19 protein-coding genes and 1 other RNA gene are annotated in these 20,284 nt (G+C 63.2%); 6 read left to right on the plus strand and 14 right to left on the minus strand.

Annotation, left to right across the window (positions count from 1 at the left end):
* Position 1: 1 nt before the first annotated feature.
* The 12 genes from FJ970_RS00235 to ffs all read right to left on the minus strand — a co-directional run bounded on the left by FJ970_RS00235 (position 2) and on the right by ffs (position 11,861).
* Positions 2 to 751 (minus strand): ABC transporter ATP-binding protein, encoded by a 750-nt coding sequence (locus FJ970_RS00235; RefSeq protein ID WP_140757904.1) that lies wholly within the window; start codon positions 749 to 751, stop codon positions 2 to 4.
* Positions 748 to 1,611 (minus strand): ABC transporter ATP-binding protein, encoded by an 864-nt coding sequence (locus FJ970_RS00240; RefSeq protein ID WP_140757905.1) that lies wholly within the window; start codon positions 1,609 to 1,611, stop codon positions 748 to 750. The genes FJ970_RS00235 and FJ970_RS00240 overlap by 4 nt, the downstream gene beginning before the upstream one ends.
* Positions 1,608 to 2,528 carry a nickel transporter permease gene (nikC, locus tag FJ970_RS00245; protein WP_140757906.1) on the minus strand — a complete coding sequence of 307 codons (921 nt, stop codon included), beginning with the start codon at positions 2,526 to 2,528 and terminating at the stop codon, positions 1,608 to 1,610. The genes FJ970_RS00240 and nikC overlap by 4 nt, the downstream gene beginning before the upstream one ends.
* Positions 2,525 to 3,586, minus strand: a complete 1,062-nt coding sequence (locus FJ970_RS00250; protein ID WP_140757907.1) for an ABC transporter permease — start codon at positions 3,584 to 3,586, stop codon at positions 2,525 to 2,527. Before FJ970_RS00250 ends, nikC begins: the two co-directional genes overlap by 4 nt.
* An 18-nt stretch (positions 3,587 to 3,604) precedes the next feature.
* Complete coding sequence (locus tag FJ970_RS00255; protein ID WP_140757908.1) at positions 3,605 to 5,248, minus strand: ABC transporter substrate-binding protein; 1,644 nt, start codon at positions 5,246 to 5,248, stop codon at positions 3,605 to 3,607.
* 261 nt (positions 5,249 to 5,509) lie between these two features.
* Complete coding sequence (locus tag FJ970_RS00260; RefSeq protein ID WP_140757909.1) at positions 5,510 to 6,787, minus strand: lytic murein transglycosylase; 1,278 nt, start codon at positions 6,785 to 6,787, stop codon at positions 5,510 to 5,512.
* Between the two features lie 191 nt (positions 6,788 to 6,978).
* Positions 6,979 to 7,584 carry a recombination mediator RecR gene (gene recR / locus FJ970_RS00265; protein ID WP_140757910.1) on the minus strand — a complete coding sequence of 202 codons (606 nt, stop codon included), beginning with the start codon at positions 7,582 to 7,584 and terminating at the stop codon, positions 6,979 to 6,981.
* Between the two features lie 80 nt (positions 7,585 to 7,664).
* A complete protein-coding gene (locus FJ970_RS00270) occupies positions 7,665 to 8,747 on the minus strand; it encodes a cell wall hydrolase (protein WP_140757911.1) in 1,083 nt (360 codons plus the stop codon).
* Positions 8,748 to 8,999: 252 nt separating this feature from the next.
* The gene (locus FJ970_RS00275) at positions 9,000 to 9,266 is read right to left on the minus strand and encodes a hypothetical protein (protein WP_227791990.1); all 267 of its coding nucleotides are present in this window, start codon (positions 9,264 to 9,266) and stop codon (positions 9,000 to 9,002) included.
* A 209-nt stretch (positions 9,267 to 9,475) separates the two neighbouring features.
* Positions 9,476 to 9,799, minus strand: coding sequence for a YbaB/EbfC family nucleoid-associated protein (locus tag FJ970_RS00280; RefSeq protein WP_027142071.1), 324 nt, complete (start codon positions 9,797 to 9,799; stop codon positions 9,476 to 9,478).
* A 31-nt stretch (positions 9,800 to 9,830) separates the two neighbouring features.
* The gene (locus FJ970_RS00285) at positions 9,831 to 11,660 is read right to left on the minus strand and encodes a DNA polymerase III subunit gamma/tau (protein WP_140757912.1); all 1,830 of its coding nucleotides are present in this window, start codon (positions 11,658 to 11,660) and stop codon (positions 9,831 to 9,833) included.
* Between the two features lie 104 nt (positions 11,661 to 11,764).
* An RNA gene (gene ffs / locus FJ970_RS00290) (signal recognition particle sRNA small type) lies at positions 11,765 to 11,861 on the minus strand.
* Between the two features lie 144 nt (positions 11,862 to 12,005).
* Here ffs and FJ970_RS00295 point away from each other — a divergent pair.
* Genes FJ970_RS00295 through FJ970_RS00305 form a run of 3 tightly spaced genes read left to right on the plus strand, consistent with a single transcriptional unit; the run spans position 12,006 to position 13,749 of the window.
* Positions 12,006 to 12,425 carry an HIT domain-containing protein gene (locus FJ970_RS00295; protein ID WP_140507712.1) on the plus strand — a complete coding sequence of 140 codons (420 nt, stop codon included), beginning with the start codon at positions 12,006 to 12,008 and terminating at the stop codon, positions 12,423 to 12,425.
* A 52-nt stretch (positions 12,426 to 12,477) separates the two neighbouring features.
* Positions 12,478 to 13,419 carry an NAD(+) diphosphatase gene (nudC, locus tag FJ970_RS00300; RefSeq protein ID WP_140757913.1) on the plus strand — a complete coding sequence of 314 codons (942 nt, stop codon included), beginning with the start codon at positions 12,478 to 12,480 and terminating at the stop codon, positions 13,417 to 13,419.
* 30 nt (positions 13,420 to 13,449) lie between these two features.
* Positions 13,450 to 13,749, plus strand: a complete 300-nt coding sequence (locus tag FJ970_RS00305; protein WP_140757914.1) for a Dabb family protein — start codon at positions 13,450 to 13,452, stop codon at positions 13,747 to 13,749.
* A gap of 1 nt (position 13,750) precedes the next feature.
* Here FJ970_RS00305 and FJ970_RS00310 read toward each other — a convergent pair whose 3' ends face one another.
* Positions 13,751 to 14,614, minus strand: a complete 864-nt coding sequence (locus tag FJ970_RS00310; RefSeq protein WP_140757915.1) for a prephenate dehydratase — start codon at positions 14,612 to 14,614, stop codon at positions 13,751 to 13,753.
* A 9-nt stretch (positions 14,615 to 14,623) separates the two neighbouring features.
* Positions 14,624 to 15,352: a 3-deoxy-manno-octulosonate cytidylyltransferase gene (locus FJ970_RS00315; RefSeq protein ID WP_140757916.1), complete on the minus strand. Its 729-nt coding sequence runs from the start codon at positions 15,350 to 15,352 to the stop codon at positions 14,624 to 14,626.
* A 193-nt stretch (positions 15,353 to 15,545) separates the two neighbouring features.
* Between FJ970_RS00315 and FJ970_RS00320 the strand changes: the two genes are divergently transcribed.
* The 3 genes from FJ970_RS00320 to FJ970_RS00330 all read left to right on the plus strand — a co-directional run bounded on the left by FJ970_RS00320 (position 15,546) and on the right by FJ970_RS00330 (position 20,134).
* Positions 15,546 to 16,226, plus strand: coding sequence for a c-type cytochrome (locus tag FJ970_RS00320; RefSeq protein WP_140757917.1), 681 nt, complete (start codon positions 15,546 to 15,548; stop codon positions 16,224 to 16,226).
* Between the two features lie 162 nt (positions 16,227 to 16,388).
* Entirely contained in the window at positions 16,389 to 18,266 is a 1,878-nt protein-coding gene (locus FJ970_RS00325) for an extracellular solute-binding protein (RefSeq protein WP_140757918.1), read from the plus strand.
* Complete coding sequence (locus FJ970_RS00330; protein ID WP_140757919.1) at positions 18,266 to 20,134, plus strand: extracellular solute-binding protein; 1,869 nt, start codon at positions 18,266 to 18,268, stop codon at positions 20,132 to 20,134. The genes FJ970_RS00325 and FJ970_RS00330 overlap by 1 nt, the downstream gene beginning before the upstream one ends.
* The last annotated feature ends 150 nt before the right edge of the window (positions 20,135 to 20,284 follow it).

A 20,284-nucleotide genomic window follows, 5' to 3' on the forward strand; every position in this document is an offset into this window, starting at 1 on the left:
TTCAGCCGGTTCTCACAAACCCGTCGCTCGCCCTGAGCAGGTTGCGCGTATAGTCCTTCGAAACGCGGCGCTCGACGAGGTCGTTCGCCACCAGATTCTCCACCGCCTCGCCGCCCTGCATCACCATCAGCCGCTCGCACATATGGGTGATGATGGCGAGGTCGTGGCTGACCATCAGGAAGGTCAGCTTGCGCCGCCGGCGGACTTCTTCCAGCAGGTTGAGCACCTCCGCCTGCACCGAGGCGTCGAGCGCCGAGGTCGGCTCGTCGAGCAGCAGGATCGAGGGTTCGAGGATCAGCGCACGTGCAATCGCCACACGCTGACGCTGGCCGCCCGACAATTGGTGGGCGTAGCGGAAGCGAAAGCCGTTGCCGAGGCCGACTTCGTCGAGAGCGCGTTCGATCCGCTTTTCGCCATCGGCAAAGCCGTGGATAGCAAGCGGCTCCTGCAGCAGTCGATCGACGGTCTGGCGCGGGTGCAGCGAGCCATACGGATCCTGGAAGACCATCTGCACTTCGCGGTAAAAGGCCTTGTCGCGGCGCGCGCCGAGCGTCTTGCCGTTGACGACAATGCTGCCCGAGGCGACCGGCGCGAGGCCGGCGATGGCCCGCAGCAATGTCGATTTGCCGGAACCGGATTCGCCGACAAGGCCGAAGGATTCGCCCGGCTGCACGTCGAGGCTGACGCCCTTCAGCGCGCGGAAGCGGTCGAAGATCACCTCCAGCCTGTCGACGGCAATCGCAGATGTCATGCCGCCCACTCCGGCTTGCGGTCGAGCACCGGCAGCGGGTGACGGTCGGCGCCGATCTTGGGCATGCAGTTGAGCAGCCCACGCGTGTAGGGATGCTGGGCCTGGCCGAGTTCCGAGGCCTTGAGCTGCTCGACCACCTTGCCGGCATACATGACGATGACGCGGTCGCAGAAAGAGGAAACCAGGCGCAGATCGTGCGAGATGAAGATCAGTCCCATGCCACGCTCTGCGACCAGCCGGTCGAGGATGCCGAGGACATCGAGCTGCACCGTGACGTCGAGCGCCGAGGTCGGCTCGTCGGCGATCATCATTTCCGGCCCGGCGATCAGCATCATGGCGATCATGGCGCGCTGGCCCATGCCGCCGGACACTTCGTGCGGATGCAGGTCGAAGACACGTTTGGGATCGCGGATCTGCACCGCCTCCAGCATGGCCAGCGCGCGCTCGCGCGCCTCGGCCTTGCCGACCTTTTCATGGGTGCGCAGCGTTTCGACGATCTGACGGCCGATGCTCATCACCGGGTCGAGCGAATATTTCGGGTCCTGCAGGATCATGGCGATGCGGTTGCCGCGCAACGCCCGGCGTTGGCGCGCCGAGACGCCGAGCAGGTCGATGCCGTCGAAGGTCAATTTGCTGGCCGATATCCGGGCCTGCGGCGGTGTCAGTCCCATGATGGCACGGCCCGTCTGCGACTTGCCCGAGCCGGATTCGCCGACGATGCCGAGCCGCTCGCGGCCGAGCGAAAAGGAAACCCCGCGCACCGCCTCAATCATGCCGGTGCGGGTCGGAAAGGTGACCCGCAGATCCTCGACGTCGAGAAGCGTGCTCTTTGATCGCCGTTGATCAGGGGGCCCACTCATTGGTCACCGCTGCGGGGATCGAGTGCGTCGCGCAGGCCGTCGCCGAGCAGGTTGAACCCGAGGCTGACGATCAGGATGGCGAAGCCAGGCGCGCCGGCAACCCACCATTGGTCGAGGATGAATCGGCGGCCCGAAGCGATCATGGTCCCCCATTCCGGCAGCGGCGGCTGCGCGCCAAGGCCGAGGAAGCCGAGGCCCGCGGCCGTCAGGATGATGCCAGCCATGTCGAGCGTCACGCGTACGATCAGCGAGGAGATGCACAGCGGCATGATATGGCGCAGCACGATGCGGAAAGGCGAGGCGCCCATCAATTGCACTGCCTTGATGTAGTCCGAGTTGCGCACGGTGAGCGTCTCGGCCCGAGCGATACGCGCATAAGGCGGCCAGGAGGTGATGGCGATCGCCAGCACGGCGTTCTCGATGCCGGGACCAAGGGCGGCGACGAAGGCCAGCGCCAGCACCAGCTTGGGGAAGGCAAGGAAGATGTCGGTGATGCGCATCAGCACGGCATCGGTCCAACCGCCGGCATAGCCGGCGACGGTGCCGACCAGAAGACCGATGGGGGCGGCGATGATGGCGACCAGGACGACGACATAAAGCGTCCAGCGGGAGCCGTAGAGGATGCGCGAATAGATGTCGCGGCCGAGGTCGTCGGTGCCGAACCAGTGCTGCCCGCTCGGCGCCAGCAGCCGCGCGTTCTTCAGGTCACCGAAGGTCGGCGAATACGGCGCCAGCACACCGGCAAGGGCGGCGACGAGCAGCAGGGCGATGATGATCAGCAGGCCGACAAAGGCCAGACGATTGGCGGAAAAGCGCCGCCACGCGACATAGGCGCGGCCGAGTCTTGCCTGCATGCGCGATGTCGGCCGCTCCGACAGCAACCATTCGCGACGGCTCTGGATGGTCTCGGCGCTCATCCTGTCTTGGTCCTCGGATCGAGCACACGGTAGAGCAGGTCGGACAGGAGGTTGATGCCGATGAACACCGAGCCGATGACGATGGTACCGCCAAGCACCGCGTTCATGTCGGCGTTCTGCAGCGAGTTGGTGATGTAGAGGCCGATGCCCGGCCAGGAGAAGACGGTCTCGGTCAGCACCGAGCCTTCGAGCAGCCCGGCGTAGGAGAGCGCGATCACCGTCACCATCGGCACGGCGGCATTGCGCAGCGCGTGGCCCCAGATGATGCGGGTTTCCGACAGGCCCTTGGCGCGCGCCGCGACGACATATTCCTGGGCGAGTTCATTGAGCATGAACGAGCGCGTCATGCGGCTGATATAGGCGAGCGAGAAATAGCCGAGCAGCGAGGCCGGCAGGATGATGTGCCGGAAGGCGTCGTAAAAGACGTCCCACTGTCCCTGCATCGCGGAATCGAGCAAGTAGAAACCGGTGATCGGCGTGAAAGTGTATTCGTAGACGACGTCGAGCCGTGCCGGGAAGGCCACCCATTGCAGCTTGGCATAGAACAGGACGAGCCCAAGCAGGCCGAGCCAGAAGATCGGCACGGAATAACCGATCAGGCCGATGACGCGCACGATCTGGTCGACGAAGCTGCCGCGTTTGACCGCGGCCAGCACCCCGAGCGGTACGCCAAACAACGCGCCGATCAGTGTCCCCAATGTCGCCAGTTCCGTCGTTGCGGGAAGAGCGCGGCGGATGTCGGTCATGACAGGGTTTGTGGTCAGCACCGAGATACCGAAATCGCCGCTCAGAGCGTGTTTCACATAGATATAGAACTGCTCGATCAATGGCAGATCGAGACCCATCTCGCGGCGCGTGCGCTCCACGACATTGGCAGGTGCCCGGTCGCCCAGAACGGCGAGCACCGGGTCGATCGGGATGACGCGGCCAATGAAGAAGGTGACCGCGAGAAGACCAAGATAGGTCGTCACCGCAATGACCAGGAAGCGGCCGAGCGATGATGCAAGGGCGACGGCGCGGGCGCTGCCGCGCCCGCTTTCGTGTTCAACCGCGCTCATGCTGCGCGTCCGCGGGCGCTATTCTTTCGAGACCGGCCCGACGAAGTTGGTGTCGAAGCTTGGCCCAAGCTTGAAACCCTGGAGGTTCTTGCGCAGACCCGCGACTTCCAGCTGCTGGTGGATGATGACGAAGGGGCTGGTGTCGAGGACCTTCTTCTCGAGATCCTTGTACATATCGGCGCGCTTGCCCGAATCCTTCTCCAGGAGAGCTGCTTCGGTTTCCTTGGTCAGGTCCGGAATGTCCCAGGCATTGCGCCATGCGAGTGTATGCGACTTGCCGGCATCCGAATTGTCCGGGTTCGAGGCAAAGGTCTGGGCGTTGGAGTTCGGATCGAAATAATCCTGGCCCCAATTGCCGATATAGATGTCGTGGTTGCGGGCGCGATATTTGGTCAGCGTCTGCTTGCCGTCGCCCGGAATGATCTCCAGCTTGATGCCGGCTTGACCGAGCGTCTGCTGGATCGATTCCGCCATGCCGGTGGTCGGCTGACCGGTGCGTACATCCATGGTGACGCTGAAGCCGTCGGGCAGGCCGGCCTTGGCCAGCAATTCCTTGGCCTTGGCGACATCAAGCTTGAAGGGATTGTCGTCCATGGCGCCGAGGTCGCCCTTGGGTAGGAAGGTCTGGTGGATTTCGCCGATTCCCTTGAGGATGGTCGTGCTCAAGGCATCATAGTCGACAAGGTATTTGAAGGCCTGGCGAACCTCGGGTTTGGCGAGCTTCGGGTTCTTCTGGTTGAGGCTAATATAGTAGACCGTGCCCTTCGGCGCGCTCGTGGTGGTGAGGTCGGCGTTCTTGCCGATGGCGTCGAGGTCGTTCGGCTCGAGATTGCGGGCAACGTCGATGTCGCCGGCTTCGAGTGCCAGGCGCTGCGCCGAGCTTTCCTTCATGTTGCGGTAAATGACGCGGGCGAGCTTGGCCTTCTCGCCGTGATAATTGTCGTTGCGCTCCATGACGACCGCCTCGTTGGCACGCCATTCACGCAGCTTGTAGGCGCCCGAGCCGGCGTAGCCTGTCTTCAGCCAGGCATTACCGAAGTCGTTGTCCCATTTGTAGTCGGCGCTCGGCGTCACTGCGGCGACATGTTCCTTGACCAGCTTGGCGTCGACAATGGAGGCAACGGTGGCCGACAGGCAGTTCAGCACGAAACTTGGCGCATAGGCCTTGTCGACGGTGAACTGGAAGGTGGTGTCGTCGACCGCCTTGGCCTTTTCGGTGACGTTGTCGCCGCTGATGCCGAACTGGTCGATGATGAAGGCCGGGCTCTTGTCCAGCTTGACGGCGCGCTCGAATGACCAGGCGACGTCGGCGGCGGTGATCGGATTGCCGGAGGCGAATTTCAGGCCCGGCTTGAGCTTGAACGTATAGGTCAGGCCATCGTCGGAGACGGTCCAGCTTTCGGCGAGGTCGGGCTTGACCTTGGAGGTGTCGCTGAGGTCGAGGCGGACAAGAAGGTCATAGGTGTTGCCGGTGACTTCGGCGGTCGACAGCTCGAACGCCTCGCCCGGATCCATCGAGATGATGTCGTCGATGGCAAAACCTTCGACAAGCGTGTCGGCGGGGGTGACCGCGCCAGCCGGCGCTCCGGCCAGAAGCAGCGCCGACATGGCGGCGCCCGCAAGCAGGATGCGGGATCGTAGAGCAAGCTTTTCCATCATCATGATGATTGTTCCCTGTTTTGTTGTTTGTCGACCTGAGTTCCCGGCTCAGGGTTGCGGTGTTCTTTCAGGGCTCCAACGAGAGCCCTGGCCCACTACCGTCGTGGTTTTTGTCCAGTTGGTCAACACCATATCCGGCGACTCCGGGGCCGGCAACGAGGATTTATGAAACAGCATGAGTGGATCAGAATCCGCTGTGGCGTGTCCATGCATGCGCCGGCCAATCGATGCCGCGGATCGGGAAAAATCTGCTGAAATTCGAAGCTATTTCAGCGCGGTGACCAGGCCGGCATCGGGAAAACAGGTGGCGGCCTGACCATTCTTTTCCTGCCATTTGCCGATCGAGCGGCGGGTCTTGAAGCCGGGCAGCCCATCGGCGCTGCCAACGTCATAGCCCTTGGCCTCCAGGGTCCGCTGCAAGGCGGCGATGTCGGAGCGGTGGAGGTCGCCGACCGGACCCCAGCTACCGGAAAAATTCTGATCGCCATGGGCGATGCGGTCGGCGCCATGGCCGATGAACAGCGCATAGAGGTCGCTGGTGTTGTATTCCTTCAGCACGTAGAAATTGGGGGTCGCGATGAAGGCCGGGCCGCTGCGCCCGGCCGGCATCAGCAGGAAGCCTTCCGCCTTCATCTCGGCGGCCGGGAAGGCTTTACCGCCGACGCGCTTGATGCCCATGGCGTCCCACTGCGAAATCTTCTTGCCCTGGTCCGGACCTTCCAGCGAACAGGACACGCTCTGAGGCACGGTCACCTCGAAACCCCAGCCGCGTCCCCTCACCCAGCCGTAGTGGACAAGATAATTGGCGATCGAAGCCAGCACGTCGGGAGTCGAATTCCAGATGTCGACGCGGCCGTCGCCGTCGAAATCGACCGCATGCTTGAGGAAGGAGGTCGGCATGAATTGCGGCTGGCCGAGCGCACCGGCCCAGGACGATTTCATCGCGCCGACCGGGGCCAGCCCGCGCTCGACGATTTCGAGCGCCGCCAGCAGTTCGGTGCGGAAGAAATCCTTTTTCGTCGACATGAACGCCTTGGTGCCCAGCACCTCGAAGGCATCGTAGGGCATCTTCGCCGCGCCGAAGCCGGTCTCGCGGCCCCAGATCGCCAGAAGGATTTCGCCCGGCACGCCATAGCGCTTTTCGATCGCGGCAAGCGTGCGGGCATTGGCGGCTTCGCGGGCGCGTCCGCCTGATGTCACCGCACGAACCGTCTTCTCGGCAAAATAGGCGCCGGGCGAGCCGAACTCGGCCTGGTGCTGCTTCTGCGGCGTCTTCGGTTTTTCGCCGGGCATGACAAGGTCGGGGAGATCGAGATTGGGCTTGATGCCGTTGAACGCGGCATCGAACATTTTTTTGGAAATGCCTTTCGCCTTGGCCTCGGGCCAGAGGTCGGTTTGGAGCCAGGCGCGGAACTGATCGTCGATCTTGGCGGCGGAGGCGGGGATGGTGAGAAAGATGGCGAGGAGCGCGGCCATAAAGAAAATAAAGCCGAATTTGCGAATGCCGCGTTTTGTGGCGCCCCCCTCTGTCCTGCCGGACATCTCCCCCTCAAGGGGGGAGATTGGCAGCTTCGACCTTGCCGCCAATCTTGCAGCGTTGAAAATCAGCGACCGCAGACAAATCTGGCGATCTCCCCCCTTGAGGGGGAGATGTCCGGCAGGACAGAGTGGGGCGTGCACCACCAACTTCGAAGGAGACGCAATCATCGTGCCCATCCGCCCCGCCGATCTTGTCAAAACGCCGTTCGCGAGCGCAGCGCGGCGGCCAGCGTGCCTTCGTCGAGATAGTCGAGTTCGCCGCCGACCGGCACGCCGTGCGCCAGCCGGGTTATCTTGACCTCGAAGCCGGAGAGCTGATCGGTGAGGTAGTGCGCGGTGGTCTGGCCCTCGACCGTCGCGTTGACGGCGAGGATGACCTCCTTGACCTCGCCGCCGGCGATGCGGTCGATCAGCGAACGGATGTTGAGCTGATCGGGGCCGATGCCGTCGAGCGGCGACAGCGTGCCGCCGAGCACGTGGTAACGCACATTCATCGCCGCCGCCCGCTCCAGGGCCCACAGATCCGAGACGTCCTCGACGATGATCAGGGTGGCGGCATCACGACGGGCGTCCGTGCAGATCATGCAGGGGTCCGACGTATCGACATTGCCGCATGTCGAGCAGATGCGCACCTTGTCGGCCGCCTCGCCCATCGCGGCGGCGAGCGGCGACAGCAATTGTTCCTTCTTCTTGATCAGGTGCAGCGCCGCGCGCCTGGCCGATCGGGGGCCAAGCCCCGGCACCTTGGCCAGGAGCTGGATCAGGCGTTCGATCTCGGGACCGGCGATTCGCTTGGACATCGCCCTGATCTAGGATTTTTCAGAGCGCTTTGAAACATCCCCATCGACGCATGGCCCGCCATGCTGCCATGTGGAAGGGATCAGTTGGCTTCGAGCGGGCGGCCCTGGCTGACGATCATCGCGCCGATGGCATCGGTGTTCTCAGGAGTCGACTGGAAGCCCATCGACGCTTCCTGCGGAGCGTCCTCAACCGAGGAGATGACCCTTTTGTTCGAGGTTCCGCTGTTCAAGGTTCCGCCAAAACGGGCGGCATCCGGCTCTTCCATCGGCTCCTGCATGGCAACTTCGATCGGCTTGGCCTGGATCCGAGCGGACTTTGCCGTCGGCACTGCGGATGCCGTCAGATAGGTCTGCTGCGCGGGGGCGATGCGGGCGGGCGACGGCTTGGTCGCCGGTTCCGCGGCGGCGGTCACGTAGACCTGCTGTGCCGGAGCGGTGCGGGCGGTTGCCGTCTTGCTGGGGCGTGCCGGTTCCGCCGCTGCGGTCATGTAGACCTGCTCTGCCGGAGCATTGCGGGCGGTCGACTTGGCCGGGCGCGCCATCTCGACGGACGCGACACGCGTCGCGGGTACTCCCGGCAACGCGGTCGGCGGCTCGGCCGACGCTACCATCGGCTCATCCGGCAGCGGTTGCCAGTTGCGGCCGCGCTTTTCGTAGAAGGCATTGCCGCCCGCAACCATGGTGTAGTGCATGTTCTTGTAGGGGAAGCGCAGGCCGGCGGTGTGGAAATACATCGTGTTCTTGAGTTTGGCCTTGCGCTCGCCCTTGAGCACGGCGTCGGCGGCCTCCTCGACATCGGGCATTGCACGCGAATTCATCGGCCTGGTCATGACGCCCGGTGCGAACTGCCCGGGTTCACCCACCACCTGGCAGATGGTGCTGCCATGATTGCCCGAGCGCAGCCGGTTCATCACCACCGTGCCGACGGCGATCATACCGTCGCGGCTCGACCGGTTGGATTCGAAGAACATTGCCCGTTCCAGGCATTCCCTGTCCTTCGGCGTGTGGCTGTAGGCGCGCGAACTCAGGAAACTCGGCGTGATGGCGTCGGTCAGGCTGGCAACCGACATGCCGTGCGAGGTGGTCTGGCTGCAAGCGGCCAAGAAAAGGGGAGACGTGACGACGCCGAGCAACAGCGGCGTCTTCCATCGCATGGCGATCAACAGGTAACCCTCTCACTTCAATGCCCGCCCCCAGGCTGCGGCAAGAATGAGACACTTTCGGGCAAAATGATGGCCAAAACGTTATTAACGGCGGACTGTTGCCGAATTGACACAAATCGAGGCTTTCCAGATGGATCGAGCCGTCGTTTCACATAGACGATGACCACCTTTTCTTCGTTTCGCCGCAATTCCCTTGGGGAAGCGCCATGCGCTTTTCCCGGGAAAGCCGCGCCACGCTTTCTCAAAAACAGCCTATCGCCCGGCGGCGATTGCTGCCGGTCGACCGGGTTCGACCTCTTCGACCGTCTCTGAAAACAAGCCCCGCCCGAGAAACAGCGCCCGCGCCTCCCGGGCCGTCGGCGCGATCTTGCCCGGCCAGTCGCTGTCGATGAACTCGGCCTTGGTGAAATCAGGATTTGTTTCGGACGCCGCCTCCAGGAATTCGGCGATTTCCAGCACGATCGCGCGTTCGTCCTTCGAAAGCGCCGACGTGCCGGCCTCGATCGAAGGGCGGTGCACGAAATCCTCGAAAGATTGAAATAGCCCTTGATGCCGACGAGATCGACGCCCGCATCGCAATCGGCGAGGATTTCCAGAATCTCGTAAATCCTGTTGCGGATACGCTGCTCGATCAGTCTTTCGGACGGCTCGCCGATCATGGCCGCGCCGGTCTCAGCTTTATGCATATCGTTGCCCCAAAACCGCTGCGCACTTTTGGGCGACATGCATTAGAAAGGCAGTTTCATTCCTGGCGGGATGGGCAGGCCGGCGGTCAGCGCCTTGGTCTTTTCCTGCATGATCTGCTCGACCTTGGCCTTGGCGTCATTGTGCGCGGCAAGAATCAAATCCTCGAGGATTTCGACCTCGTCTTCCCTAAACAAAGACGGGTCGATCTTCAGCGACTTGATGTCGAACTTTCCGCTCAACGTAATGCTGACCAAGCCGCCGCCGGCCTGGCCGACGGCTTCGACAGTGGCGATCTCATCCTGCATGGCCTGGAACTTGGCCTGCATTTCCTTCGCCTTGCCCATCAGGCCGAGAAGATCTTTCATGGTCCGATCCTTTGCGGATTAGTGCTGGATATCAGGGTTCGTCGTCATCGGCCGGCGGCTCGACCGGCATTTCGGCCTCGCTCGTTTCGGCGTCCGGCGTGTCGGGAATGCGCACGTCGATGATCTTGGCGCCGGGAAAGCGGGCCAGGATGGCGGCCACGGTCGGGTCGTTCCTGGCATCGAGGAAGGCGTTTTCACGCTTCGTCGATTCCATTTCAGCCAGGGTGTGGCCGCCCTCCTCCTTCGACAGCGACACCAGCCAACTGCGGCCTGTCCAGGCGCGCAGTTTCATCGTCAGCTCGTTGAGCAGCATCTTGGGCGCATCATCGGTCAGGCTGACGTCGATGCGGCCAGGTTCGATGCGCACGAGACGGATGCAGCGCTTGACCAGCACCTTGAAGGCGATGTCGCGCTGCGCGTCGGCGAGGGCAACGATGTCGGCCAGCGATTTCAGCGGTACGGCTTGCGTCTCCGGCGCCGGTTGCGGGGGCGCGACGAAGGCGGCCGGGGCCGGCGTGGCCTCGACCAGCCGCATGGTCTGCGCGCCGCCCGACCCACCAGGCATGCGCGCCTGCGCCACGGTGCTGGCGCCGTGGCCACCAGTACCGCCATTGCCGGGGTTCACGGGCGCGCCGTTCGGGCGCGGCGCGGCGCCAGTTGCCGAGGCACCGTTCTCCAGCGATCTCAACGCCTCGTCCAATGTCGGCAGGTCGGCGGCGTGCGCCAGCCGGATCAGCACCATTTCGGCGGCGCTGACCGGCCGGTTGGACGACTGCACCTCGGGAATGCCCTTGAGCAGCATCTGCCAGGTCCGCGACAGCACGCGGACCGATAGCGCCCGGGCGAAATCGGCGCCGCGCTGGCGCTCGTCCTGCGACAGCGAGGCATCGTCCGTGGCGCTCGGCACGAAACGCAGCCGGGTGACGAGATGGTTGAACTCGGCCAGATCGGTGAGCACGGCGGCCGGATCGGCGCCGGTGTCATATTGCGCGCGGAATTCGCCCAGTGCGGCCGCCACATCGCCCTTCATCACATGTTCGAACAGATCGACGATGCGGGCGCGGTCGGCCAGGCCCAGCATGGCGCGCACGGCCTCGGCGCTGACCGAGCCGGCGCCATGGGCGATCGCCTGGTCGAGAATGGAGAGCGAATCGCGGGCGGAGCCTTCCGCCGCGCGCGCGATCATGGCCAGCGCGTCGTCGTCGACCGAAATGCCTTCCTTGCCGGCGATCGAGGAGAGATGCGCGACCAGCGCGCCGGCGTCGATGCGCCTCAAGTCAAAACGCTGGCAGCGCGACAGGACCGTGATCGGAACCTTGCGGATCTCGGTGGTGGCGAAGATGAATTTGACGTGCGGCGGCGGTTCTTCCAGCGTCTTCAGCAGGCCGTTGAAGGCCTGCGTCGACAGCATGTGCACTTCGTCGATGATGTAGACCTTGTAGCGGGCCGAGACGGGCGCGTAGCGCACGCGTTCGATGATGTCCCTGATGTCGTCTATGCCGGTGTGCGAGGCGGCGTCCATCTCGATGACGTCGACATGGCGGCCTTCCATGATCGCCTGGCAATGCTCGCCAAGCACGGCGAGATCGACCGAGGGCTGGTCAACGGTGGCGGTTTTATAATTCAGGGCTCGCGCAAGTATGCGCGCGGTCGTGGTCTTGCCGACGCCGCGCACACCGGTCAGCATCCATGCCTGGGCAATGCGGCCGGTGGCAAAGGCATTGGTGAGGGTGCGCACCATCGGCTCCTGGCCGACGAGTTCGGAGAAATTCGACGGACGGTATTTGCGCGCCAGCACGCGGTAGGCGGCGGCCTTGCCAGTCGCCAGACTATCGGACCCCGAATTTCCGGCTTCGCTCATTCGCCCGTTAAGCTCCAAAAGGCCGCGCCCGAAGGCGCCGATTCCTGCGCATAGTCTCGCCCGCGCTGCAATGCGTCGTCAATGTCGCGAGGAGGGCCGATGAGGTGGGAGGCTGGAACAATGACCCGTTCCGGGCTCGTTAGGGCTGCTTCCTTCCGGACCTGACCCGGTTGGCGAGTGGATCGTCCACCACCAACCTCCCGCTGTCCATATCGGCAATTGCGCGACGAAATGCAAGTGCGCAGGCAAATCGGCACCGCGAAGCACGGGATTCGCTTGCAGCCCCGATGCGGCCGCTCTAGCGTTCAGGGTTTGAGGAAACCAAGAAAAGCAAGGGAAACGCCGATGCTGCCGGGCCTGAAGGCCGGATTCACGCTGGATGCCCGGCTGGAGGCGGACAGCGAGCAGTTGATGTGGCTTGGGCTGTGCGAATTGCGGGTGATGAACGACCGCCGCTGGCCATGGCTGCTCCTGGTGCCGCAGCGCCCGGGCGCGGAGGAGATCCACGACATGACGCCGCTCGACCAGGCGATGCTGACCTTCGAGACCAATATGGTGGCGCAGGCGCTGAAGAAGGTGAGCGGCTGCACCAAGATCAACACCGGCGCGCTCGGCAACATCGTGCGCCAACTGCATGTCCATATCATCGCACGGTCCGAGGGCGATCCCGGCTGGCCCGGCCCGGTGTGGGGGCATGGCCTGCGCGAGCCGTACGAGCGTTCCGACCTGCGCCGGTTTGCCGAAACGATAAGGGCGGCGCTATAAGCCTTCCCCGTGTCCATCCCAAGCATGTCCATCCCAAAGCACCAGAGTCCATATGAGCTTCCGCCTGTTTGACGCGCCCCTGCGCGAGCCGAGCCAGTTCGTCGGCTTTGCCGGCAACACGATCGACCGGCAATCCGAGAACCGCGCCGACGATTCGGTCGACAAGGCGCTGGCCGATCCGACGACGCGACTGCTTTTGATGAATGGCGGCCGGCTCCACCTGAAACTGGCGGATGGCGGTTTCGATCCTTGGCACCGCGTCGCCGAGAGCGAGCCCTTCAGCCCTTCCTTCGACCAGGGCGTCCTGCTCGGCTTTTCCGAACAGGGGCCGGTGCTGGCGGTGCTGGCCGGCATCGATCCCGAACAGTTGCCCGAAACCGTCAAGGCGATCGATTACCGCTCGGTCTACATGCAAGGGCTGATCGACGAGGCCGCCGCCGGCGCGATGGCGCAAGGCGCCGCCCTGCTCGCCTGGCATGCCAGCCACCGCTTCTGCAGCAAATGCGGCACCGAATCGCAGATGCGCGCGGGTGGTTACAAGCGCCATTGCCCGAATTGCGGCACCGAGCATTTTCCGCGCACGGACCCGGTGGCGATCATGCTGACGGCGACGCGGGAGAAATGCCTGCTCGGGCGCGGCCGGCATTTTGGGCCGGGCATGTATTCGGCGCTTGCCGGCTTCATCGAGCCCGGCGAGACGATCGAGGCGGCGGTGCGCCGCGAAACGCTGGAGGAGGCCGGGATACGGCTCGGCCGCGTCGTCTACCATGCCAGCCAGCCGTGGCCGTTTCCCTATTCACTGATGATCGGCTGCTTCGGCGAGCCGCTCAACGAAGACATCCAGGCCGATCTCGACGAATTGGAGGACTGCCGCTGGTTTTTGCGCGACGAGGTGCGCCTGATGCTGGAGCGTACGCACCCCGACAATCTGGTCACGCCGCCAAAGGGCGCCATCGCGCATCACCTCATCCGCGCCTGGGTCGACAGCGAATAGCGAATATCGAAGTCATTGCAGGAGAGACAAATGATCCGTCACACCGTCGTCTTCACGCTGAAGCACCCGCCGCACTCGCTGGAGGAAAAGCGATTCCTCGTCGACGCCAGGAAAATCCTCTCGGCGATCCGGGGCGTCACGCATTTCGAGCAATTGCGGCAGATCAGCCCAAAGAACGATTATCAGTTCGGCTTCTCGATGGAGTTCGCCGACCAGGCCGCCTACACCAGGTACAACGACCATCCCGATCATGTCGCCTTCGTGCGCGACCGCTGGGTGCCGGAGGTCGAGACCTTCATGGAGATCGACTACGTGCCGTTGGGCTGGTAGCTCAATCCGCCACCTTCCACTGCTCACGTGACTCGCTGGCCGGATAGACGCCAAGTATCCGCACCTCGCGCGAGAAGAAGCGCAGTTCGTCCAACGCCAGCTTGACCAGCGGATCGTCGGGATGGCCCTCGATGTCGGCGTAGAACAGCGTCGCCGTGAAGGCGCCGAGCTGGTAGCTCTCCAGCTTGGTCATGTTGATGCCGTTGGTGGCGAAGCCGCCCATGGCCTTGTAGAGCGCGGCCGGCACGTTGCGGACGCGGAAGATGAAGGTCGTCATCATCTTGACGTCGGGTGACGGGCGCTCGGCCCATTGCTTGCTCTTGGTCAGGACGACGAAGCGGGTGACGTTGCTGTCGGTGTCCTCGACGTTCTCCTCGATGATGTCGAGCCCGTAGAGCGTCGCGGCCAGCGCCGGGGCCAGCGCGGCCATGGTGCGGTCCCTGACTTCGGAGACCATTTTGGCGGCGCCCGCCGTGTCCCCGGCGACTACCCCTTTCCACCCATTCTTGCGGATGTATTTGCGGCACTGGCCGAGCGCGTGGATGTGGGTGTGCACGGTCTTGATCTCGTCGCGCTTGACGCCCGGCAGCACCATCAGCTGGAAATGGATCGGCAGGAAATATTCGCCGACGATGTGCATCCTCGATTCCGGCAGGAGATGGTGGATGTCGGCGACGCGCCCGGCGATGGTGTTTTCGATCGGGATCATGGCGAGATCGGCCTTGCCGGTCTCGACGGCGTTGAACGCATCCTCGAAGGTCGGGCACGGCAACGGCTCCATCGAGGGATAGACGTTGCGGCAGGCGGTGTCGGAATTGGCGCCGGGCTCGCCCTGGAAGGATATTCTGTTGGTCTTTTCAGGCATGCTGATATCTCAGTTTGAAAGGATTTCCCTGGCACGTTCCAGGTCATGCGGCGTGTCGACGCCAAGCGGCAGCGACTGGACGATCTCGGCGTCGATGCGCATGCCGGCTTCCAGCGCCCGCAGTTGCTCCAGCCGCTCGCGGCGCTCGAGCGGCGACGGCTTCAGCGCGACGAAGCGCTCGAGCGCGGCGCGGCGATAGGCGTAGAGGCCGACATGGTGATAAAGCGGCCCGTCGCCCCAAGGTGCCGTGGCGCGGGTGAAGTACAGCGCCCGCAACCGCGTGCCGGAGAGCGGCGACCCGACGATCTTGACGACGTTGGGATTGGTCTTTTCCTCCTCGCGGATGATCTCGACGCCGAGCGTGGCGATATCCACCGAGGCGTCCTCGAACGGCCTCAGCGAGGCCGCGATGATCGCGGGATCGATGGTCGGCAGGTCGCCCTGCACATTGACGATGGTTTCGACCTTTTGCCCGGGGTCAAGTTCGAGCAGAGCTTCAAAGATGCGGTCGGAACCCGATTCGTGGTCCATGCGCGTCATCACCGCCTCGAAACCATGCGCGCGCACCGCCTCGGCCACGCTTTGCGTGTCGGTCGCCACCGCCACCCGACCAAGGCCGGCTTCGGCCGCACGGCGGGCGACATGCACGATCATCGGCGCGCCTGATATATCGGCCAGCGGCTTGCCCGGCAGCCGTGTCGAGGCCATGCGGGCCGGTATCAGGATCAAGGTGGACATCGGTCTGGCAAGGCGTCCGAAACGAGGAGGGGAAAAGTGGCAAAAGGTCTCACTGGCAGCGCCCTTATAGGTGTTGCAACGCCCGAGCAAAAGACCTAGTTTCCGCCCGATTTGACCGGCTCTGGAGGGCAGGTCTCGATACCGACGGACGGAGTGGACGGATCAGTCCGCCGGAAAAGGGAGCAAGGGGCGAATGGATTCCAACGAAGTCAACAAACTGCTCGCCGGATTGCTCGGAACCGTTTTCGTCGTCTTCTCGGTCGGGCTGGTATCGGACGCGCTGTTTGCCTCGCCGGCCCCGGAAAAGCCCGGCTTCGCCATCGAGGCCGCGGAGCCCGCCGAAGGTGGCCCCGCCGCTCCGGCAGCAGCCGAAAAGCCGATCGCCGACCTCCTGGCCAGCGCCAGCGTCGAAAAGGGCGCTGCCATCTTCAAGAAGTGCCAGGCCTGCCATTCCGGCGAAAAGGGCGGCCCTAACAAGGTCGGTCCGGATCTCTGGGACCTCGTCGACCGCCCGGTCGCCGAGCATGAAGGCTTCGCCTATTCGGCCGGCATGAAGGAATTCTCCAAGGGCGGCACCGAGAAGTGGACCTATGACAACATCAACCACTTCATCACCTCGCCGAAGAAATTCGTGAAGGGCACGGCGATGGGCTTTGCCGGCCTGCCCAAGGAAGAAGATCGCGCCAACGTCATCGCTTATCTGCGCACGCTGTCGGACAACCCCAAGCCGCTGCCGGCACCGGGTGCCGCCGCGGACGCCTCCGCGCCCGCCAAGCCGGCCGATGGGGCCGCTCCGGCGAAACCGGCTGACGGCGCCGCACCGGCCAAACCCGCGGCTCCCGCCGCGCCTGCGCCGGCCGCACCGGCAAAATAACCGGAAATGCGGTGATCATCTTGAAAAAGCCGGGTTCTGCCCGGCTTTTTCGTTAGGAAAAGCTCCGATGCGGCGACAAAGCCGCGCATGGCGGTTTTCACGAGCGCCAAATCATCTAGATTGCGTCTGGATGATCCGCAGGCATGGCGAAGAGGATAGTGCATGACGGTTGGCCGAACGCTTCTCATGTCGTTGCTGGCGGCGGCCCTGCTGGCGGCGGGGTTGCAGACGACCCTGGCCGACGAGTGGCGCACCACCTCATCGCTGATCGGCGACTCCAAATACGGCGACAATTTCCAGCACTACGACTACGTCAACCCGAACGCGCCCAAGGGCGGCACACTGAATTCAGTGGTGCTCGGCACCTTCGATAGTTTCAACCCCTACATCGTCCAGGGAACGCCGGCGGCAGGTCTCGTCGGATTCGGCGGCGGCCTGCTCTACGACACCCTGATGGAGCAGGCGACCGATGAGGGCAGCGTCAGCCATCCGCTGATCGCCGACGCCTATAAATATCCGGCCGACTACTCCTCGGCGACCTACCGGCTCGATCCGCGCGCCAAATGGCATGACGGCCAGCCGATCACCGTCGACGACGTGATCTGGTCGTTCCAGGTGCTGAAGGCGAACAGCCCGCAATACAACCGCTATTTCGAGAATGTCACCGATGCGGTGGCGGTTTCCGACCGCGAGGTCGAATTCCACTTCAACCAGAAGGGCAACCGCGAACTGCCCAAGATCATGGGCGATCTTGCCGTGCTGCCAAAGCACTGGTGGGAGGGTACCGATGCCAACGGCAAGAAGCGCGACATCACCAAGTCGACGCTGGAAATTCCACTCGGCTCGGCGGCCTACAAGATCGCCAGCTTCAAGCCTGGCTCCGAAATCATCTGGCAGCGCGTGCCGGACTATTGGGCCGCCAAACTGCCGGTGAAGGTCGGCCGCGAGAATTTCGATACGCGCCGATACACCTACATCCTCGACGACAATGCCGCCTGGCTGGCCTTCACCAAGGGCGGGCTGGAAGACATCCACCGCGAAAACAGCTCGCGCAAATGGGCGACGGCCTACAATTTTCCGGCTGTCCAAGCCGGTGATGTCATCAAAAAGGACTTCCAGACCCGGTCGCCGCAGCCGATGCAGGGCTTCGTTCTCAACCAGCGGCGGCCGCAGTTTCAGGACCGGCTGGTGCGTGAGGCACTGACCATGCCGTTCGATTTCGAAAGCATGAATCGTACGCTGTTCTTCGGTTTCAATACCCGCACATCGAGCTATTTCCAGGGCACCGAACTGGCGTCCAGCGGATTGCCGCAAGGCAAGGAACTGGAGATCCTGGAAAAATACCGCGACAAGCTGCCGCCGGAACTCTTCACCCAGGAATTCAAGCTGCCTGTCTACGACTCTCCGCAAGCGGAGCGAAAGTACCTGAAGCAGGCCGTCGATCTGTTCGCCAAGGCCGGATGGGTCATCAAGGGCGGCAAGATGGTCAACGCCAAGACAGGCGCACCGTTCAAGTTCGAGATCCTCGGCTGGAACGACACAGACCAGGTGATCGCCAGCCCCTACATTGCCAACCTGCGCAAGATCGGCGTCGACGCTACTCTGCGCATCATCGATCAGACGCAGTACATCAACCGCGTCAACAACTTCGATTTCGATGTCGTGACGGGTCTGTTCGGCCAGTCGGATTCGCCCGGCAACGAGCAGCGCGATTTCTGGAGCTCGAAAGCCGCCGATGCGCCTGGTTCGCGCAACCTGATGGGCATCAAGAATCCAATCGTCGACGCGCTGGTCGATCGCATCATCTTTGCCACCGACCGCGATGATCTGGTCGCCGCCACCCATGCGCTCGACCGCGTCCTGCTGTGGAACTTCTACGTGGTGCCGCAATATTACCGTTCCGCGGTCTGGCTGGCCTATTGGAACAAGTTCAAGTTCCCCGACAAGCAGCCTGCCTATGTGGGCGTCGACATCGATTCCTGGTGGGTCGATCTCGACAAGGAAAAAGCGCTGGCGGCCAAATACAAGGGCGGCAATTGATGGCGGTGCTACCCCGCCGCGATTTCCTGGCTTTGGGCGGCGCCGCCGCTGCCGCAGCCCTGATGCCGGGCAAAGCCTTCGCAAGCATTGCAACCGGGACCAAGCTGCACGGTCTGTCCGCCTTCGGCGACCTCAAATACAAACCTGACTTCCCGCATTTCGACTATGTCAATCCGGACGCGCCCAAGGGCGGCCAGATGAATTTCGCGCCGCCCAACGCAACCCTCAATCAGAGCTTCCTGACTTTCAACACGCTGAATTTCCTGGTGTTGAAGGGGGAGGCGCCGCCGCGCGCCGAACTCTGCTTCGATTCCCTGATGACAAGCGCCCTCGATGAGCCGGATGCGGTCTACGGCCTGCTTGCCGAGTCCGTCACGCTGTCGCAAGACCGCAACGGCTTCCGCTTCGTGCTTCGGCCGCAAGCGCGTTTCCACGACGGCTCGCCGCTGACCGCAGAGGACGTCGCCTTCGCGCTGAAGCTTTACAAGGACCAAGGTCACCCGAACCTTTCCAAGGCACTGCGGCATATGACGGAAGCGGTCGCGGTCGATCCGACCACGCTCGAGCTGACCTTCAATGGCGAGCAGTCGGCGCAAAACATCCTGGCGGTCGTGGTAATGCCGATCGTGTCCAAGGCCTTTTATACGGCCAATAAATTCGACGCCTCGACGATGACGCCGCCGCTCGGCTCCGGGCCCTACAAGATTGGGCGCGTGGCGGCCGGACAGACTGTCGAATATGAGCGCGTGGCCGACTATTGGGGCCGCGATCTCCCTGTGAACCGCGGCCTGTACAATTTCGACCGCATCCGCATCGATTTCTACCTCGACCGGCAGGCAGCCTTCGAAGCGTTCAAAAAAGGCGACACGCATTTTCGCGAGGAATTCACCGCGCGCGTATGGGCGACCGGATACGACTTTCCAGCGTTGAAGGACGGCAAGGTCGTCAAACGGGAATTTCCCGGCGAGAAGACGCCGGACATGCAGGGCGTCGCTCTGAACCAGCGTCGTCCGCAATTCCGCGACGAACGGGTGCGACGGGCGATCGCCAGATGCTTCGATTTCGAATGGATGAAGCGGGCGCTGTTTTACGGCTCCTACGAACGTGCTCAGTCGAATTTCGAACGGTCGGATTACAAGGCAGAAGGGCTGCCCTCGCCCGAGGAATTGGCCCTGCTGGAGCCGTTCAGGGCCGAGTTGCCGCCAGAAGTCTTTGGTGAAGCGGTGACGCAGCCCCTCTCCGACGGTTCGGGCCATGACCGCAAGCAGCTGGGCGAGGCTTCGCGATTGCTTGCGCAGGCCGGCTGGAAACGTGCCGGCAGTTTCCTCGTCAACGACAAGGGTGAGCGGCTGCGGGTTGAAATGCTGGCGGAGGATGACGGCATCGTTCGCATCTACACCCCGTGGTCCGAGAATATGAAGGCGATCGGAATCGACGCATCGATCCGGCAAGTCGATTCAGCGCAATATGAACAGCGGCAGAGCGATTTCGACTTCGATCTCGACATGCTGCATTGGTCGATCGGAGCGACACCGACCGATGACGGGCTGGAAATGCTCTATGATTCCCGGATGGCTGACATACCGGGGCAGCGCAATTATCCGGGTACGAAAAGCAAGGCCATCGATGCGCTGATCGTGGCGGCCGGCAAGGCACAAAGCCGCGTAGAACTGGTCACCGCGCTCAGGGCGCTCGACCGGGTCTTGCGCGCGCGGCTAGACTGGATACCAACATACTATCTGGCGAATCACCGCGTCGCCTATTGGGACATGTTCGGCTTTGTCGAGCAAAAGCCCGATTTCGGCTTTCCGGTCGAGACGCTGTGGTGGTTCGACAAGGGCAAGGCGGCAAAAATTGGCAAAGGCTGAATTTCTTGCGGGTGTTGGCGCTGCCCCTCACCTGCCTGCCGGCATCCTCTCCCCGTATAGTGACGGGGAGAAGGGCGCTCTCATCGGTGATTTCGCCAACTGCAAACGTCGCGATAAGAGCGCCGAGGCTGCGGCCAGTCCCTTTCTCCC

Origin of the sequence: Mesorhizobium sp. B2-1-8 (assembly GCF_006442545.2) — a bacterium.
Classification (GTDB): Bacteria; Pseudomonadota; Alphaproteobacteria; order Rhizobiales; family Rhizobiaceae; genus Mesorhizobium.

Coding starts and splice junctions, on each gene's coding strand:
- FJ970_RS00235 (WP_140757904.1), bottom strand. CDS start 751: ATGACATCTGCGATTGCCGTCGACAGGCTGGAGGTGATCTTCGACCGC.
- FJ970_RS00240 (WP_140757905.1), bottom strand. CDS start 1,611: ATGAGTGGGCCCCCTGATCAACGGCGATCAAAGAGCACGCTTCTCGAC.
- nikC (WP_140757906.1), bottom strand. CDS start 2,528: ATGAGCGCCGAGACCATCCAGAGCCGTCGCGAATGGTTGCTGTCGGAG.
- FJ970_RS00250 (WP_140757907.1), bottom strand. CDS start 3,586: ATGAGCGCGGTTGAACACGAAAGCGGGCGCGGCAGCGCCCGCGCCGTC.
- FJ970_RS00255 (WP_140757908.1), bottom strand. CDS start 5,248: ATGATGATGGAAAAGCTTGCTCTACGATCCCGCATCCTGCTTGCGGGC.
- FJ970_RS00260 (WP_140757909.1), bottom strand. CDS start 6,787: ATGTCCGGCAGGACAGAGGGGGGCGCCACAAAACGCGGCATTCGCAAA.
- recR (WP_140757910.1), bottom strand. CDS start 7,584: ATGTCCAAGCGAATCGCCGGTCCCGAGATCGAACGCCTGATCCAGCTC.
- FJ970_RS00280 (WP_027142071.1), bottom strand. CDS start 9,799: ATGAAAGATCTTCTCGGCCTGATGGGCAAGGCGAAGGAAATGCAGGCC.
- FJ970_RS00285 (WP_140757912.1), bottom strand. CDS start 11,660: ATGAGCGAAGCCGGAAATTCGGGGTCCGATAGTCTGGCGACTGGCAAG.
- FJ970_RS00295 (WP_140507712.1), top strand. CDS start 12,006: ATGCTGCCGGGCCTGAAGGCCGGATTCACGCTGGATGCCCGGCTGGAG.
- nudC (WP_140757913.1), top strand. CDS start 12,478: ATGAGCTTCCGCCTGTTTGACGCGCCCCTGCGCGAGCCGAGCCAGTTC.
- FJ970_RS00305 (WP_140757914.1), top strand. CDS start 13,450: ATGATCCGTCACACCGTCGTCTTCACGCTGAAGCACCCGCCGCACTCG.
- FJ970_RS00310 (WP_140757915.1), bottom strand. CDS start 14,614: ATGCCTGAAAAGACCAACAGAATATCCTTCCAGGGCGAGCCCGGCGCC.
- FJ970_RS00315 (WP_140757916.1), bottom strand. CDS start 15,352: ATGTCCACCTTGATCCTGATACCGGCCCGCATGGCCTCGACACGGCTG.
- FJ970_RS00320 (WP_140757917.1), top strand. CDS start 15,546: ATGGATTCCAACGAAGTCAACAAACTGCTCGCCGGATTGCTCGGAACC.
- FJ970_RS00325 (WP_140757918.1), top strand. CDS start 16,389: ATGACGGTTGGCCGAACGCTTCTCATGTCGTTGCTGGCGGCGGCCCTG.
- FJ970_RS00330 (WP_140757919.1), top strand. CDS start 18,266: ATGGCGGTGCTACCCCGCCGCGATTTCCTGGCTTTGGGCGGCGCCGCC.